A 15,031-nucleotide genomic window follows, 5' to 3' on the forward strand; every position below is an offset into this window, starting at 1 on the left:
CCCGTGACCGCGGCGCTGAGCCTGGCGCCGCCAGACCCCGAAGAAGAGCAGGAGATAGACGATGAGGGTTCGCACCCTTGCGGTGGTGCTGCTGGCAGGCGGCCTCGCCCTGACCGCTTGCGGCAAGGAGGGGAGCCCCGGCGCGTCGACCCCGGCCCCCTCGCAGAAGGTCGCCACCGACGTCAAGGTCGAGGGCTCGAAGACGTTCGACAACATCACCAAGCGCGGCAAGGTGGTCATCGGCGTCAAGGAGGACCAGCCCGGCCTGGGCCTCAAGGACGCCACGACGAACAAGTACAGCGGTTTCGACATCGAGATCGCGAAGCTGATCGCCTCCAAGCTGGGCTACGGCGAGGACAAGATCGACTACAAGGCGATCGCGTCCGCCGGGCGTGAGCAGGCGCTGATCAACGGCGACGTGGACTACTACGTCGGCACGTACACGATCAACGCCGGCCGCAAGGAGAAGGTCGGCTTCGCCGGCCCGTACTTCACCGCGGGCCAGGACCTGCTCGTCCGCAAGGACGACAACTCGATCACCGGTCCGGAGACGCTCAAGGGCAAGAAGGTCTGCTCGGTCACCGGCTCCACCCCGATCAAGAACGTCAAGGAGAAGGGGTACACGGAGCCGGAGAACATCTCCGAGTACCAGAACTACTCCCAGTGCGTGGCCAAGCTCGCCGAGGGCTCGATCGACGCGGTGACCACCGACGACGCGATCCTCAAGGGCTACGCGGCCGAGGAGACCGACAAGTTCAAGGTCGTCGGCAAGCCGTTCTCCACCGAGCCCTACGGCGTCGGCCTGGCCAAGGACGACAAGCCGCTGCGCGACAAGGTGAACGACATCCTCGAAGAGGCGCTCACCGGCGGCGACTGGGACAAGATCTACGCCGCGACGCTGGGCAAGTCGGGTTCCCCGGCGACCAAGCCGGTGATCGAGCGCTACTGATCCGCAGCAGGCGCCACTGATCAGCACTGACGGTGGCCGGCGACCGCGCGGGTCGCCGGCCACCCCCGTTTCGTCCTCCGGCGAGGAAGTCCGATGAACATCCTGTCCACCTACTCCGACCTGTTCCTCCGGGCGTTCGGCACGACCATCCAGCTCTTCCTGTACGCGGCGGTCGGGTCGCTGGTGCTGGGCACGGTCCTGGCGATGCTGCGGGTCAGCCCCGTCCCGGTGTTCCGCTGGACCGGCACCACCTACGTGACCCTGGTCCGCAACACCCCGCTGACCCTGGTGTTCTTCTTCTTCGTGTTCGCCTTCCCGCTGCTCAAGATCGTGAAGCTGGACCCGTTCCAGGGCGCGGTCGTGGCACTGACCCTGTACACCTCGGCGTTCATCTGCGAGGTGATCCGCTCGGGCATCAACACGGTGCCGGTCGGGCAGGCGGAGGCCTCGCGCGCGCTGGGGCTGACGTTCGGCCAGATGCTGTTCAGCGTGGTGCTGCCGCAGGCCATGCGCTCGGTGGTGCCGCCGCTGGTGAGCACCCTGATCGCGTTGCTGAAGAACACCACCATCGCCGCGGGCTTCTCGGTGGGCGACGCGGGCTCGATCAGCTACGTGCTGGCCGAGAACGGCGAGGACATGCTGCTCGGGCTGTCCTGGGTGGCGTTCTTCTTCGTCCTGCTGGTGATCCCGTTGACCCTGGTGCAGCGCGCACTGGAGAAGCGTTGGAGCGTGGCCCGATGAGCTCCGTCCTGTTCGACGTCCCCGGCCCCCGGGCCCGGGTGCGGCACCGGCTCCTCGCCGTGGTGGGCGTGCTCGGCGTGGCCGCCCTGATCGCCTTCATCGCGTACCGCTTCTACGACAGCGGCCAGTTCGAGCCGCGGCTGTGGGAGTGGCTCCAGTACGAGAACGTCCAGCTGGAGCTGCTCAAGCGGCTGGGCAACACGCTCTCGGCGTTCGGCGCGGGCGCGGTGCTGGCCCTGCTGCTCGGCGCGGTCCTGGCGGCCGGGCGGCTGTCGGACCACGCGGTCTGGCGGGTGCCGGCCACGTTCCTGGTCGAGATCTTCCGCGCCATCCCGCTGCTGATCCTGATCTTCATGTTCTACTACGGCGCGGCGTCGTTCGGCTTCAAGCCCACGCCGTTCATGGCCGTGGTGGCGGGCCTGACGCTGTACAACGGCTCGGTGCTGGCCGAGATCTTCCGCGCCGGCGTGCGGTCGCTGCCGAAGGGGCAGGCCGAAGCCGCGTACGCGCTGGGGATGCGCAAGACCCAGGTGATGGTGTTCGTGCTGCTGCCGCAGGCGCTGCGGGTCATGCTGCCGACCATCGTCAGCCAGCTCGTCGTGCTGCTCAAGGACACCGCGCTCGGCTTCATCATCACCTACCAGGAGCTGCTGGACTACGTGAAGTACCTCGGCGCGCAGGGCCAGTTCGGCCGGCCGCTGGTGCCGATGACGCTGTTCGTCGGCGCCATGTACATCACGATGTGCCTGCTGCTCACGTGGTTGGCGTCGTGGCTGGAGAAGCGCAACCGGCGCAACAAGAAGGCCGTGAAGCCGGCCCAGGACGCCGAACCGCTCGTCCGGGCCGACGCGTAGCACCCGAACGGGGAGAGGGGGAGCCGATCCGGCTCCCCCCTTTTCGCGCCCCGACGCCGCGCGGCACGTAATCTCGCGGGTATGGCGGAGGAACCCGGCGCGCTGGTGAAGGCGCAGCAAGGCGCGGTCGACCACCTGCTGCGGGTCGGCATCGACGGCTTCGGCCCGTTCAAGGGCGCCCAGCAGATGGCGTCCGACCTGCTCGAACAGGGCCTGACGCGGGACGAGGCGATCCGCGGCCTGATCCGCACGCACGTCACCGCGGCGGGCATCCAGGGCTTCGCGACCAACCTCGGCGGCCTGATCACCCTGCCGGTGACGCTGCCCGCGAACGTCGCCGCCGCGTACCTGGTGCAGACCCACCTGATCGCGTCCATCGCCGCCGTCCAGGGGCACGACCTGGAGAGCGACGAGGTGCGCACCGCGATCCTGGTGTGCCTGCTCGGCAACGCCGGCACCGAGGTGCTCAAGAAGATGGGCATCCAGGCGGGCTCGAAGCTCACCATGAACCTGATCGAGCGCATCCCGGCGCAGCTCATCCGGGAGATCAACAAGCGGGTCGGCTTCACCCTGGTCGCCAAGTACGGCACCGCCAAGGCCGGCATCACGCTGGCCAAGAGCGTGCCGCTGGTCGGCGGCGTGATCGGCGGCTCGTTCGACGCGGTGACGACCCGGGCCGTCGGCGGCTTCGCCCGCCGCTTCTTCGCCACCCCGCCCGGCCGGCCACAGGTCGTGGACGGGCGCGTGGTCGAGCCCGACGTGCTGGAGGGCGAGATCGTGGGCGAGGTCCGGTACGACGCCGAAGGCTGATTGGCCCGAACTTCCGGCCCGCTCTTGGACCTTCTGGTGGGCCAATCGCGCTCGTAGCGTCCTCGCCGTGGCAACGACGACACGGCTCGCGGTCGCCCAGGCCGCCAACTCGGTGGGCGACGGCGCGTTCTACGTCGCGTCCGCGCTGTACTTCACCCGGGTCGTCGGACTGTCGCCCACCCAGGTCGGGCTCGCGCTGACCCTCGCGTGGGCGGTCGGCGCGGTGGCCGGGGTGCCGCTGGGACACCTGGCGGACCGGTTCGGGCCGCGCCGGCTCGCGGTGGCGCTGGCCGTGGTCACCGCGAGCGCGCTGGCGTCTTTCCTGGTGGTGCGGTCGCTGCCGGCGTTCCTGGCGGCGGCCGCCGTGTACGCGTGCGGGCAGAGCGGGTTGCAGGCGGCGCGGCAGGCGCTGCTCGCCGGGCTGGTCGAGCCCGCGCGGCGGACGAAGGTGCGCGCGGTCCTCCAGTCGGTGCTCAACGCCGGTCTTGCCGTCGGCGCGGGGTTGGGCGGCGTGGCCCTGCACCTCGACACCCCCGTGGCGTACCTCGTGGTGTTCACCGTCGACGCGATCGGGTACCTGGTGGCGGCGGTCGTGTTGCGAGGGCTGCCGGAGCCCGCGGCGGTCGTCGGCGGGCCGAAGCGCTCCGGCGTGCTGCGGGACCGGCCGTACGCGCTCGTCGCACTGCTGAACGCGGTGCTGCTGCTGTACATGCCGATGCTGAGCCTGGTCGTTCCACTGTGGATAGTCGAGCGCACCGGAGCGCCCACCTGGGTCGTCGGGCTGCTGTTCGTGGTCAACACCGGGGCCGTGGTGCTCGGCCAGGTCCGGCTGGCGCGCGGGGTGATCGACCTGCCCACGGCGGTCCGCTCGGTCCGGCGCGGCGGCGTGCTGCTGCTGGCGAGCTGCGGGGTGTTCGCGCTGTCGGCGGACGCCGGGCCGTGGCCCGCCGTTGCCGTGCTGCTCGCCGGGGCGGCGGTGCAGGTGGTGGGCGAGATGCTGCACGGCGCGGGCTCGTGGGAGATCGGCTTCGGGCTCGCCCCGGCCGACCGGCAAGGGCAGTACCAGGGCTTCTACGGCACGGGCACGGCCGTCGCGCGGACCGTCGGACCGCTGCTGCTCACCACGCTGGTGCTCGGCGGGGGAGTGGCGGGGTGGCTGGTGCTCGGGGCGCTGTTCCTCGCCGCCGCGCTGGCGATGGGGCCCGCCGTCCGCTGGGCGCAGCGCACCGCCGCGCACCTCGTGCCCGCCTGAGGTCGGCTGTCCACAGAGGACACTTCACTCGACTGTGTCCTTGATCGCCGGAGAAAAACCTTGGCAGTTCCGGGTCGGACCCGCTAACGTCTGCGTCATGTTCTTCCAGATCTACTCCTGAGGACCTTTCCTCCTTCGCGCCGCACCAGGCCGTTGAGCCGGTGCCGAGCGCTCTTCTCCTGGTGGCCCTAGCGGCTCTTTGACGACCCCTTTTCGTTCGTGGAGCGGGGTCGTATGCCTTTGCACGCCTCGAATGCACCAAGGAGGCGGTCGTATGCCCACCATGCGCACTGGACAACCCGACGACGGTCAGCCCACCAACCGGCGGGCTCGCCGTGGCCACGGCGCCACGCAGCCCCGCCACGGCGGCGGACGCGTCGTCGTCACCCCGCGCCACTACGCCCAGCGACGTCGCTGACCAGCGGTTTCGCCACACTCAGGAGGCTTTGCGATGAGCGACCAGAAGAACACCCCCGGTGCCGACGAGCAGCTCCAGGCCGAGCAGTCCCAGTCGGAGCAGTCCCAGTCCGGGCAGTCCCAGTCGGAACTGCCCGAGCCGGAGCAGTCCGAGTCGGAGCAGCCCGTCGCCCAGAACCGCGCGGCACGTCGCGGTCGCGCCGACAAGAACGGCGGCGTGAACAAGGTGCCCGGCCGGCCGCACCAGGCGAGTTTCGTCGGGCGCAGGGTGTTCCGCCGCACCGGCGGCTGAACCCCGTCGCGAATCCGCTGCCGTGACATCACGCGGCACCGGTGTGCGCGAATTCCCCGCGCTCGCGGCCGGCTTTCCCCTGTGCCGCCGGCGTCCCGTTCCCCGGGACGCCGGCGGCCATTCGTCGTTCCCGGGTTCCGCCCCGGACGTGGCAGGCGTTGCGCCATTCGGGTCCGCCCGCTCCCTCCCCGTGCGTGGTCGCGGCCGCAGGGCTCCGGACGTGGGGGCGTCAACTGCGCAAATGTGGTCGATTCGGACCGGTGGCCTGCCGCTGTGGGCTTCCGCGAACTAGCCTGACCTGGGTAGCACCGGATCTGGTCGAGATCAGGGAGGCGCCACATGAGGATCGCTGACGTGTTGCGGAACAAGGGCTCGGCCGTCGCCACGGTCAGAGCGGACGCCTCGGTGGCGGAGCTGGTAGCCGCGCTGGCGGAGCACAACGTGGGTGCGATGGTCGTCGTGGCCGACTCCGGCATCGCCGGGATCGTGTCCGAGCGCGACGTCGTCCGCCGCCTGCACGACCGGGGCGCGGACCTGCTGGCCGCGGCGGTGGCCGACATCATGACCGCCGAGGTGTTCACCTGTTCGCCGAAGGACTCGGTGGACAGCCTCACCGTGCTGATGACCGAGCACCGGATCCGGCACGTGCCGGTCGTCGCGGACGGCGACCTGGTCGGCATCGTCAGCATCGGAGACGTGGTCAAGAGCCGGATCAGCCAGCTCGAAGAGGGTCAGGACCAGCTGACCGCCTACATCGCCCAGGGCTGAGCCGAACTGACGGGGTGCCCCGCCGGGTGCCCCGTCAGTCCCGCGCCTTGTGGTAGTGCCGGCTGACCCTGGCCCGGTTGCCGCACGAAGGTTTGCACCACTGCTGCTGCGGGTGCGCCTTCACGAAGTACCGGATGCACCGGGGCGCGGGGCAGGCGCGCAGGTCCGTGCGCTCGCCGCCGGCGAGGAACTCGATCGCCGCCGTCGCCAGCTCGGCCAGCAGCCGCTCACCGTCGGTCGCGCGGTCGACGTAGCGCAGTCGCGGCGGCTCCCACTCCAGCCACGCCGCCCGGGGCACCTGCGCCGACGCGCTGTTGACCAGGTGCAACGCGTCGTCGAGCGGCATCAGGTGCGGGGTGTCCAGCCGCTCGCCGGCGGTCGCGGCGTGCGCGAACAGCGAGCGCACCGCCCAGCGCAGCTCGACCACCCGCAGCCGCAGCTCCTCGGTGGCCGTCTCCAAGCCGGCCCACGCCGCGAGGTCGGCGACGGTCGCGAGTTCGTCGGTGAGTCCGCCGTGGCCGTTGTGGCGGATCGTGCTCGCGAACTCCAACGCCCGGCTCATGGCCTCATTCTAATGGACTTCTGGCCCCCTTCCCGCTAAGTTCCTAACGGCTCAAGTCCCGCAGCCCATTAGGGGGAGATGTGGCGAACAGCAACACCGTGCCCGCCGCCGTGGTCGACGCCGCACTGGACGCGCACCGCCGCCTCGGCGCACTCGTAGAGGGGGTGACCGACGCGCAGGTCGCCGAGCCGTCCGTGCTGCCCGGCTGGACGCGCGGGCACGTCCTGGCGCACCTCGCGCACGTCACCGAGGCCATGGCCCGCCAAGCCGAGAACGAGGGCACGAAGATCGAGCCGTACGTCGGAGGTCGACCAGGGCGTGACGCCGCCATCGAAGCCGCAGCGAAGAATTCCGCCGCCGAGCACCGTGCGGCGATCAAGGCCGCCGAGGCACGCCTGGCCGACGCGTGGGCCGGCGTCCGCGACTGGAACACGCCCGTCGCCTACCGCGACGGCGTTCTCCTCGACACGGCCTTCGCGCTCTGGCGGGAAGTCGAGATCCACACCGCCGACCTCGACCTGGCACCGATCGCATGGTCACCGGCCTTCCACGACCACGCCGTGGACTTCCTGTCCGCACGCGTGCCCGACGGCGTGCAGCTGACACTCGTATCCACAGTAGACAGTCGCAAATGGACCATTAGGTCAGGTGAAACCTCGACTCTGCAAGGAAACCCCGACGACCTGATCACCTGGCTCGCCGGCCGCGAACCGAAGAACGCGCTCACCGGCGAACCGCCCGAACTCAACCCGTGGCCGTAGGCCGCTCGACCTCGGCAGGCAACTCCAGCCCGAAATCATCCCGCAACACGGTGGCCCGCTCCTCCGGCGTCAGGACGCGCTTGCGCGACCCCTCCGCCGGAGTGGCCACCGTCAGCCGGTGGTCGGCGATCGCGTAACGGGCGTGCTCGTCGGTGCGTTGCACCAGCAGCCGGCCGACGAACGCGCTCGACGGGTGCGTCGACAGGTAGTAGCTGAGGATCTCGAAATCCGCACGCGTGCGTGGGTCCTCGGTGAAGTCGTACAACGCGAGCCACTCGCCGCCCTGGTACGAGCTCAACGTCCAGAGCGCGTCATCCAGGTCGAGCCGGAACGCCCAGTCGCCCTGCTGCTCGAACGCGTCCTGCAACAGCGGCAGCGGCGTCAACAGACCGCCGTTGCCGAAACCCACGTCCACCAACCACTTGCGGTCCACCCGCAGCAACGCGTGCGTGCGCGGAAGGTCGCCCTCACGGCCCAGCAGCACACGCGCGGCCAGCGCCGTGACCTCGAACCCGAACCGTTCCAGCACCGCCGCGAACAGCAGGTTCTGCTCGTAGCAGTAGCCGCCGCGGCGGTGGCGCACCATCTTTTCCTGGAGCGACGGCACGTCCAGCGTGATCGGCACCCCCAGGACGATGTCCGCGTTCTCGAAGGAGATCGACCGGAGGTGCGCGCGGTGCAGGCCGCGCAGGGTGGTGATCGCGTCGGCGTCCGGGTCGGGCCGGAAGCCGACGCGCGTCAGGTAGGCGTCGAGGTCGAGGAGTTCACCGTTCCACACCGCTCCAGCATGTCACCCGGTCGCGACCGCGGGCGGCTCCGGGACGTTCTCGGCCTTGGTGCCGGCGGGCATCGCCCACCTGAACGCGCGCATCAGCGCGTACTGGACCTTGAGCGCGGTGCCGACGTCACCGGTTTCCAGGACCTGCTTGAGCGCGGCCAGGACCGCCTTCTACGTGCCGTCACCCGCGTGCCGCCGGCGACCTCGCTGAGCTCCCACGTGACCAGCGTCCACGGGTCGTCGCGCATGGTGCGGCGCTGGGTGTGCGACAACGGCCGAGGTGGGTCGACCTCCACCACCCGCCCGACGACGAACACCCGCGTCCCGTCCGCGGGCCGGTAGTAGAGCGGCGCGCCGGCCCGGAGGTCGGAGTCGAGCACGGCATCCATCATGGCGCGCTGCTTGCCGTCGAGCTTGGTCAACTCGGCCCAGACCGCGCCGATGGGCGCGGCGATCACGACGCTGTGCAGGAGCTCCCGTCCAGCCAACGTCCTCCTTCTTCTCGTGAGCACGTTCGACGGTGTCCTTGAGCCCCACGAGAGCGGCCGCTCAGGGCTGCTCGAACTCCGCGACCCACCGCCGGTGGATCTGCTGGATGGGCACGCGGTTGAGGTGGTTGACCCGCTGCCGGCCGCGCGGTTCGACCAGCACCAGCTCGGCATCACGCAGGACGCGGAGGTGCTGCACCACCACGTGCCGATCCACCGTCAACGCCTTGACCACCTCACCCGTAGTCCGCGGCCCGGTCCGCAACACATCCACCGCTCCTCCACCCACACGCCCGGTGCCACTCAAATCCCATGCGACCACCACGGCCACCGGTTGTCACAAGTTCGCCGTCCCGTTCAAACGTCACTCCTGGTAGTGAAACGCCTGCTGAACGGGCACATACCGGCCAGTAATTTCGTTGCCGAGGAATGAGGAAGGAGGCACGGCGGCGAGTGTCGCGGGGTGCGCGGCGAGCGCGGAGCTACTGGGGTATGCGTGCCCGGCGGACCGGTGAGCAGGTCACGGCCACCGCTTGGACCACCAGGCCCGTGACGCCGACCCAGACGGCCGTGCGCGGGCCCGCGTGGTGGGCGATGAGGCCGCCCACGGGGGCCCCGATCACGATCATGCCGCGGTTCAGGGAGCGGATCGTGGAGTTCATCCGGCCTTGCAGGTGGTCCGGGGTGATGGCTTGGCGGTAGCCCATCTCGGGTGGGCTGTCGATGCCCACGCCGAAGCCCCACGTGAACTGGGCGGCGGCCAGGATCGCCAGGCCGGTGGGGGTCGCGTCGGCGAACGGGATCAGGGCGAACGCGGCCGGGGTCAGCCAGCGGCCGAGGACGATGACCGGGCCGGCGCCCAGGCGGGTGGTGCCGGTGGTGGAGAGCGACGCGCCGAGGACCGTGCCCACGCCGGCGGCGGCGAAGGTGAGGCTGAGTTCGAACTCGTCGAAGCCGAGTTCCTTGTGCACGAAGAACGCGAACACCGGGGTGACCATGCTGTTGAACAGGAACCACACGTGTGACGTGAGCGCGAGCGGCGCCAGGACGGGGTGGCGGTAGACCCACGTCAGGCCGTCGCGGATTTCGCGCTTGAGGTTGCGGGTTTCGGGGGTGGGCACGGTTTCCGGGACTCGGATGGTCGCCAGGACCAGCGCCGACACCACGTACGACACCGCGTCCAGGACGATCGCGAAGGGCGCGCCGACCGCCTTGACCAGCCAGCCCGCGACCAGCGGACCGGCGGTCTGGGTGACCGCGCGGGTCTGCTCCATCCGGGCGTTCGCGGTGATCAGGCGTTCGGGCGGGACGAGTCGGGGCAGGAACGACTGGTGCGCGGCGTCGTACAGCAGTGACAGCGTCCCGAACACCGCGACCAGCCCGGTCAGGACGGGCAGCGTGAGCGCGCCCAGCGCGTGCAACGTCGGGATCAGCGCCAGCACCGCGGCCCGCGCCACGTCCGCGCCGATCAGGATCGGCCGCCGCCGCCGGCGGTCCGCGAGCACCCCGGCCAGCAGGCCGAACAGCAGGTACGGCAGCCACTGCGCGGCGCTGAGCACGCCGAGGTCGGCGGCGCCGGCCCCGAGCTGGTCCATGGCCAGGATGCCGAGCGCCAGGGTCGTCACGTGCGTGCCGAGCATCGACACGGCGTCGGCCGTCCAGAACCGAGCGAACATCACATGGGTGATGATCCCCCGGCGTTGACAGCCCACGGGCGGGAATGGTGTCATTCGATTGGTAAAGCTCTTGCCGAATCCGCCGCCGTGCCCCGGACGCGAGACCTCTCGCGACACGTTAGGAGCGCGAACGTGGAACTGGCCCGTACCAACCCAGCACCTGCCAACCGCCCACCGGAGTCGACGCGTGGCAGGGATCTGTCCCGTCGCACGGTCTTGGCGGGCGCGGCCGCCGTGCCGCTGATAGTGGCCGGAGGTGGCGTGTCCGCTGCCGCCGCGTGGCGTCTGCGCTGGAGTCCGCAGGCGTCCGACCAGGGCCTCGACGCGTTCGAGAACGTCGAGGACGACCGCGCCGGCTCACACCCCGGCGTCGAGCACATCACCGTGCGCGGATCGGACTACCGGTTCGACATGCACACCCGCGACCGCGACACGTCGACCGACCGGCAGCGCAACGAGGTCGCCGGCATGCGGTCCGACGGCGGCAACGTCGTCCTGCGCGAGGGCGAGACGTGGCGGTTCACCTACTCGATGTTCATCCCGTCCAGCCTCAAGGCGACCACCACGTTCACCCACGTCATGCAGACCAAGATGCCCGGTCTGGGCTCGCTGCCGGTCACGGTCATGTCGTTGCGCCGCACGGGTGGCACCCAGCGCATCGAGTTCAAGGTGGTCGAGGGCAACGTCCTGGTCGGCGCGACCGACCTGGCCCCGCTGCACAACCGGTGGCTCGACACCGAGGTCGAGATCAAGATCGGCGACGGCACCGCCGGTCGCGTCCGCTGGATCCTCCGCAACGACGGCAAGACCGTCCTCGACCAGGCGAAATCGGGCGTCGACACGTGGCTGGGCGACCGCCTGCGCCCGAAGTGGGGCATCTACCGGTCACTCGGCGACACCTCCGGCGCGCTCCAGAACTGCTACCTGCTGCTGCGCAACCTGAAGGCATATAAGTTCGAGTGATGCTGCACGAGATCATCGAGGCCACGCGCGGCGTGATCGACCTGCTGGACGAACGCCAGCGCGTGGCCGCGTTCCGTGCCGCCACCGACGACGAGCTCCGCCGGAGTTGGGCGTACACGCCCGGTCCACGTCCCGGTGTCGTGCTCGGCGACCTCCGCCGCGACCAGCGCAAGGCCGTGCACCGCCTGCTGTCGTGCGTGCTCAGCCCGCACACGTACGCGCAGGTGGCGTCCGTGATGGCGTTGGAAGACGTGCTGGACGACCGGGAGGGCGGCCGGCGCGACCGCCACCAGGGCGACTACTGCACCGTCCTGCTCGGCGAGCCCGGCGACGACCCGTGGGGCTGGCGGTTCGAGGGCCACCACCTGTCGATCAGCGTGGTGGTGGTCGACGGCCGCATCGCGGCGACCCCGTTCTTCCTCGGCGCGAACCCCGCGCGCGTCACCTACCGGTGCCGGACGGTCGTGCAGCCGTTGCGCCTGGAGGAGGAGCTGGCACGGGAGCTGCTGGACCGGATGGGGCGCACGGCGCGCGGTCTGGCCGTGGTCGGTGACCGACCGCCGCCGGACCTGCTGACCGGCAACCAGCCGGCGGTCGGCGACATCGAGCCGCAGGGCGTGACGCCCGCGCAGCTCGACCGCGCGTCCCGGGGCCTGCTGGTCGGCCTGGTCCGCTGCTACCTGGACCGCCTGCACAGCGACCTCGCCGACGACGAGTTCGACCAGCTCGACCTCGACCGGCTGCACTTCTCGTGGCAGGGTTCGGCGCGCCGGGGCGAGGGCCACTACTACCGCATCCAGGGGCCGGAGTTGCTGATCGAGTACGACAACACCGCGAACGACGCCAACCACGCGCATTCCGTGTGGCGCAGGCGATCGGGTGATTTCGGCGAGGACCTGATCGCCGCGCACCGCAGCGCGGTGAGACACCGGTGACCCCCGAGGAGGCGATCGCCGAGCAGGAGCGGTTGCGCCCGCTGGTGCGGCCGTGGGCCGATCCGGACCTGAACGTCAGGTACGTCGCCGGGCTCGACGTGTCCTACGCCGACGACGACCGGCTGGCCGGCGCGGTGGTCGTGCTGGACGTCGAGACGCTGTACACGGTCGACACGGCCGTCGTCCTGGGCACCGCCGACTTCCCCTACCTGCCGGGGCTGTTCGCGTTCCGCGAGCTGCCGCCGCTGGTCCGCGCGCTGGAGAAGCTGTCCGTCACACCGGACCTGCTGGTGTGCGACGGGCAGGGACTGGCGCACCCCCGGCGGTTCGGTCTGGCGTGCCACCTGGGCGTGGTGACCGACCTGCCGAGCGTCGGGGTGGCGAAGACGCCGATGGGCCGGTTCGAGCAGCCGTCCGAGGAACGTGGCTCGGTCACCGACCTGGTGGAGGACGGCGAGGTCGTCGGGCGCGCGCTGCGCACCCGTGAGGGGGTCAAGCCGGTGTTCGTGTCGGTGGGGCACAAGATCGACCTGGACCGCGCGTGTGCGGAGGTGCTGCGCCTGTGCGTCGTGCGACTGCCGGAGACGACTCGCCGTTCGGACGCGCTGGGGCGTGCTCAGCTCAGGTAGGCCAACCCCGGGTGCCGCTGGATGTAGGTGTCCAGCAGGCTTTTCGCGGTGCCGACCGAGTCGACCAGGGGGTGCAGGGCGAACGCCTTCAGCGCGGCCGCCCTGGTGCCCTCCAGCACCAGCCGGTCGACGGCTTTCACCGACGTGACCAGCCCGGCGGCGTGGTCGGGCAGCGGGCTGACCGGCAGCGGGCGCGCGCCGCCGGCGTCGACCTCGCACGGCACCTCCACCACCGCATCGGAATCCACAGTGGACAGGGTGGAACCGTTGCGGACGTTGAGGATCAGCCGGGCGGTCTCCTTCGACGCGATGGCTTGCATGAGGTCCAGCGCCACGTGCTCGTACCCGCCGCCCTCCAGCGAGTCGCGCTCCTGCTTCATGTAGGTCGCCTCGCGCTCCAGCCGGGTGGTCTCCCAGTCGACTTCGCCCTGGTAGAACCGCTTCTGCTGGCGCAGCAGGAACCCGCCGCGGTCGTCGCCCAAGGCGTCCCGCGTGTCGTAGTAGTAGTGCAGGTACTCGTTGGGCACGACACCCAACGCCTGCAGAAACTCCACGCCGAACAACCGGCCTTCTTCGAACGACAGCAACGCCTCGGAGTCGGCCAACAACCCCGGCAGCAGGTCCTCGCCGCCCCGCCGAACCCCTTGCAGCCAGCCGAGGTGGTTCAACCCGGCGTAGTCGAACGTCACGCCCTCACCCGTCACGCCGTCACCCGTCACGCCGTCACCCGTGACACCGTCGCCCGTGACGCCGAGTGCGTGGGCGACCCGCCGGCACAGCCCGACCGGTGAGTCGCAGATGCCGATCACCCTCGGCCCGAGGTGCTCCGCCATCGCCTCGGTGATCAGACCGGCGGGGTTGGTGAAGTTGATCACCCACGCCTCGGGGGCCAGCCGGGCGATCCGGCGCGCGATGTCGCGCGCCACCGGGACCGTGCGCAGCCCGTACGCGACGCCGCCCGCGCCGACGGTCTCCTGGCCCAGCACGCCGTGCGCGTGCGCCACCTCCTCGTCGGTGGCCCGTCCGGCGAGCCCGCCGACGCGGATCGCGGAGAACACGAAGTCCGCGCCGCGCAACGCCTCGTCCAGGTCGGTGGTGGCGGTGGTGCGCGGCCCGCCGTCCAGCACGGCCCGGATGCGCGCCAGGCGGGTCGCGTCGACGTCGTGCAGGACGAGTTCGTCGACCCACCCGGCGGCGACCAGCGCCCGGTGCACCAGCGGCACGCGGAACCCGCCGCCGCCCAGGATGACCAGCCTCATGCGTCCCATCCTGCCTGTTCCAGCAGCCCGATGAAGGCCGACGTCAGCGGATCGGGCTCTTTGGGGCCGAACGCGGCCAGTTCGCGCCGCACCGGCGGGTCCGGCCGCACCACGACCCCGTCGAACGTCTCCGGCAGCACGTTGCGCGGCACCAGCGCGGGCCCCAGCCCCGCCGCCGCCAGCACCGGCACGGACGCGGTCTGCTCGGTCCGCACCGCCGCCCACGGCTGGAACCCGCGCTCCCGGCACGCCGCGTCCACGAAGTCCGCCAGCCCGTTGCCCGGCGCGGGCAGCACCCAGCCCTGGTCGGCGAACGACCGCAGGTCCACCGGCCCGTCGTGGGCCGTTCCCGGCGGCAGGACCAGCACGAACTCCTCCCCGCCCAGGTAGTGGCAGTACCCGGACCACTCCACCGGCCTCGGCCCGACCGCCACGTCCGCCTGGCCTCGCGTCATGGCCTCGCGCAGCTCGTCGGCGTGCCGGTGCTCGAACAGCCGGATGCGCACGTCCGGGTGCAGCGCGCGCCACTTGCGCAGCACGGGCGGCAGCGCGCCGAGCGTCAACGAGTACACCGTCGCCACGGCGAGTTCGCCGCACTCCAGGCCGCCTACGCGCCGGGCGGCGGTCGCAGCGCGTTCCGCGTCGGCGAGGGCCGAGCGTGCGAACGGCAGCCACGCACGTCCTGCCGGGGTGAGCCGCACGGCACGCGGCAGCCGGTCGAGCAGGGGAGTGCCCACGGATCGCTCCAGCGCCCGGATCTGGTGCGAGAGCGCGGGTTGCGTGACGTGCAACAGTTCAGCGGCGCGGGTGAAGGACCCTTCGTCCACGACGGTGACCAGGTACTCGAACTGCCGCAGCGTCATGACATGAGTTTATGGCAAAGGTAGAGAACATGCC

Annotated in this window: 18 protein-coding genes; 11 read left to right on the forward strand and 7 right to left on the reverse strand. The window is 70.8% G+C overall.

Features of this window, described 5'->3' with window-relative positions:
• The first annotated feature begins 61 nt into the window (after positions 1 to 61).
• The 7 genes from BN6_RS08390 (at position 62) to BN6_RS08420 (ending at position 6,083) form a co-directional block, all read left to right on the forward strand.
• The gene (locus tag BN6_RS08390) at positions 62 to 949 is read left to right on the forward strand and encodes a glutamate ABC transporter substrate-binding protein (RefSeq protein WP_015099146.1); all 888 of its coding nucleotides are present in this window, start codon (positions 62 to 64) and stop codon (positions 947 to 949) included.
• 93 nt (positions 950 to 1,042) lie between these two features.
• Positions 1,043 to 1,690, forward strand: a complete 648-nt coding sequence (locus tag BN6_RS08395) for an amino acid ABC transporter permease (RefSeq protein ID WP_015099147.1) — start codon at positions 1,043 to 1,045, stop codon at positions 1,688 to 1,690.
• Entirely contained in the window at positions 1,687 to 2,544 is an 858-nt protein-coding gene (locus tag BN6_RS08400) for an amino acid ABC transporter permease (RefSeq protein WP_015099148.1), read from the forward strand. The genes BN6_RS08395 and BN6_RS08400 overlap by 4 nt, the downstream gene beginning before the upstream one ends.
• An 81-nt stretch (positions 2,545 to 2,625) precedes the next feature.
• Positions 2,626 to 3,354: an EcsC family protein gene (locus tag BN6_RS08405; RefSeq protein ID WP_015099149.1), complete on the forward strand. Its 729-nt coding sequence runs from the start codon at positions 2,626 to 2,628 to the stop codon at positions 3,352 to 3,354.
• A gap of 67 nt (positions 3,355 to 3,421) precedes the next feature.
• A complete protein-coding gene (locus BN6_RS08410; RefSeq protein WP_015099150.1) occupies positions 3,422 to 4,606 on the forward strand; it encodes an MFS transporter in 1,185 nt (394 codons plus the stop codon).
• 451 nt (positions 4,607 to 5,057) lie between these two features.
• Positions 5,058 to 5,315 (forward strand): hypothetical protein, encoded by a 258-nt coding sequence (locus tag BN6_RS08415; protein WP_041312295.1) that lies wholly within the window; start codon positions 5,058 to 5,060, stop codon positions 5,313 to 5,315.
• 339 nt (positions 5,316 to 5,654) lie between these two features.
• Positions 5,655 to 6,083 (forward strand): CBS domain-containing protein, encoded by a 429-nt coding sequence (locus BN6_RS08420; RefSeq protein ID WP_015099152.1) that lies wholly within the window; start codon positions 5,655 to 5,657, stop codon positions 6,081 to 6,083.
• A 34-nt stretch (positions 6,084 to 6,117) separates the two neighbouring features.
• Here BN6_RS08420 and BN6_RS08425 read toward each other — a convergent pair whose 3' ends face one another.
• Complete coding sequence (locus BN6_RS08425; protein ID WP_015099153.1) at positions 6,118 to 6,645, reverse strand: CGNR zinc finger domain-containing protein; 528 nt, start codon at positions 6,643 to 6,645, stop codon at positions 6,118 to 6,120.
• Positions 6,646 to 6,743: 98 nt separating this feature from the next.
• Between BN6_RS08425 and BN6_RS08430 the strand changes: the two genes are divergently transcribed.
• On the forward strand, positions 6,744 to 7,406 hold the full coding sequence (locus BN6_RS08430) for a maleylpyruvate isomerase family mycothiol-dependent enzyme (RefSeq protein WP_063641888.1): 663 nt from the start codon (positions 6,744 to 6,746) through the stop codon (positions 7,404 to 7,406).
• On the opposite strand, the gene BN6_RS08435 is transcribed toward BN6_RS08430, so the two are convergent.
• The 4 genes from BN6_RS08435 to BN6_RS08450 form a co-directional block, all read right to left on the reverse strand.
• A complete protein-coding gene (locus BN6_RS08435; protein WP_015099155.1) occupies positions 7,390 to 8,184 on the reverse strand; it encodes an arylamine N-acetyltransferase family protein in 795 nt (264 codons plus the stop codon). The two genes, BN6_RS08430 and BN6_RS08435, sit on opposite strands and share 17 nt — an antisense overlap.
• A gap of 92 nt (positions 8,185 to 8,276) precedes the next feature.
• Positions 8,277 to 8,672, reverse strand: a complete 396-nt coding sequence (locus BN6_RS43355) for an SRPBCC domain-containing protein (protein ID WP_158509352.1) — start codon at positions 8,670 to 8,672, stop codon at positions 8,277 to 8,279.
• 61 nt (positions 8,673 to 8,733) lie between these two features.
• Positions 8,734 to 8,946 carry an ArsR/SmtB family transcription factor gene (locus BN6_RS42910; protein ID WP_158509353.1) on the reverse strand — a complete coding sequence of 71 codons (213 nt, stop codon included), beginning with the start codon at positions 8,944 to 8,946 and terminating at the stop codon, positions 8,734 to 8,736.
• Positions 8,947 to 9,154: 208 nt separating this feature from the next.
• The gene (locus tag BN6_RS08450) at positions 9,155 to 10,348 is read right to left on the reverse strand and encodes an MFS transporter (protein ID WP_041316331.1); all 1,194 of its coding nucleotides are present in this window, start codon (positions 10,346 to 10,348) and stop codon (positions 9,155 to 9,157) included.
• A gap of 261 nt (positions 10,349 to 10,609) precedes the next feature.
• On the opposite strand from BN6_RS08450, the gene BN6_RS08455 reads away from it, so the two are divergent.
• From BN6_RS08455 to BN6_RS08465, 3 genes are read left to right on the forward strand one after another with little or no spacing between them, the layout of a single operon-like run.
• On the forward strand, positions 10,610 to 11,311 hold the full coding sequence (locus tag BN6_RS08455) for a heparin lyase I family protein (protein ID WP_148302776.1): 702 nt from the start codon (positions 10,610 to 10,612) through the stop codon (positions 11,309 to 11,311).
• Positions 11,311 to 12,246 carry a DUF3500 domain-containing protein gene (locus BN6_RS08460; protein ID WP_015099159.1) on the forward strand — a complete coding sequence of 312 codons (936 nt, stop codon included), beginning with the start codon at positions 11,311 to 11,313 and terminating at the stop codon, positions 12,244 to 12,246. The genes BN6_RS08455 and BN6_RS08460 overlap by 1 nt, the downstream gene beginning before the upstream one ends.
• Positions 12,243 to 12,875, forward strand: coding sequence for an endonuclease V (locus tag BN6_RS08465; protein WP_015099160.1), 633 nt, complete (start codon positions 12,243 to 12,245; stop codon positions 12,873 to 12,875). Before BN6_RS08460 ends, BN6_RS08465 begins: the two co-directional genes overlap by 4 nt.
• Here BN6_RS08465 and BN6_RS08470 read toward each other — a convergent pair.
• Both BN6_RS08470 and BN6_RS08475 read right to left on the reverse strand, forming a co-directional pair.
• Positions 12,863 to 14,134: a family 4 glycosyl hydrolase gene (locus BN6_RS08470; RefSeq protein WP_015099161.1), complete on the reverse strand. Its 1,272-nt coding sequence runs from the start codon at positions 14,132 to 14,134 to the stop codon at positions 12,863 to 12,865. The two genes, BN6_RS08465 and BN6_RS08470, sit on opposite strands and share 13 nt — an antisense overlap.
• A complete protein-coding gene (locus tag BN6_RS08475) occupies positions 14,131 to 14,997 on the reverse strand; it encodes a LysR family transcriptional regulator (protein WP_015099162.1) in 867 nt (288 codons plus the stop codon). Before BN6_RS08475 ends, BN6_RS08470 begins: the two co-directional genes overlap by 4 nt.
• Positions 14,998 to 15,031: the final 34 nt, after the last annotated feature.

The organism is Saccharothrix espanaensis DSM 44229 (genome assembly GCF_000328705.1).
In the GTDB taxonomy this organism is placed as follows: domain Bacteria; phylum Actinomycetota; class Actinomycetes; order Mycobacteriales; family Pseudonocardiaceae; genus Actinosynnema; species Actinosynnema espanaense.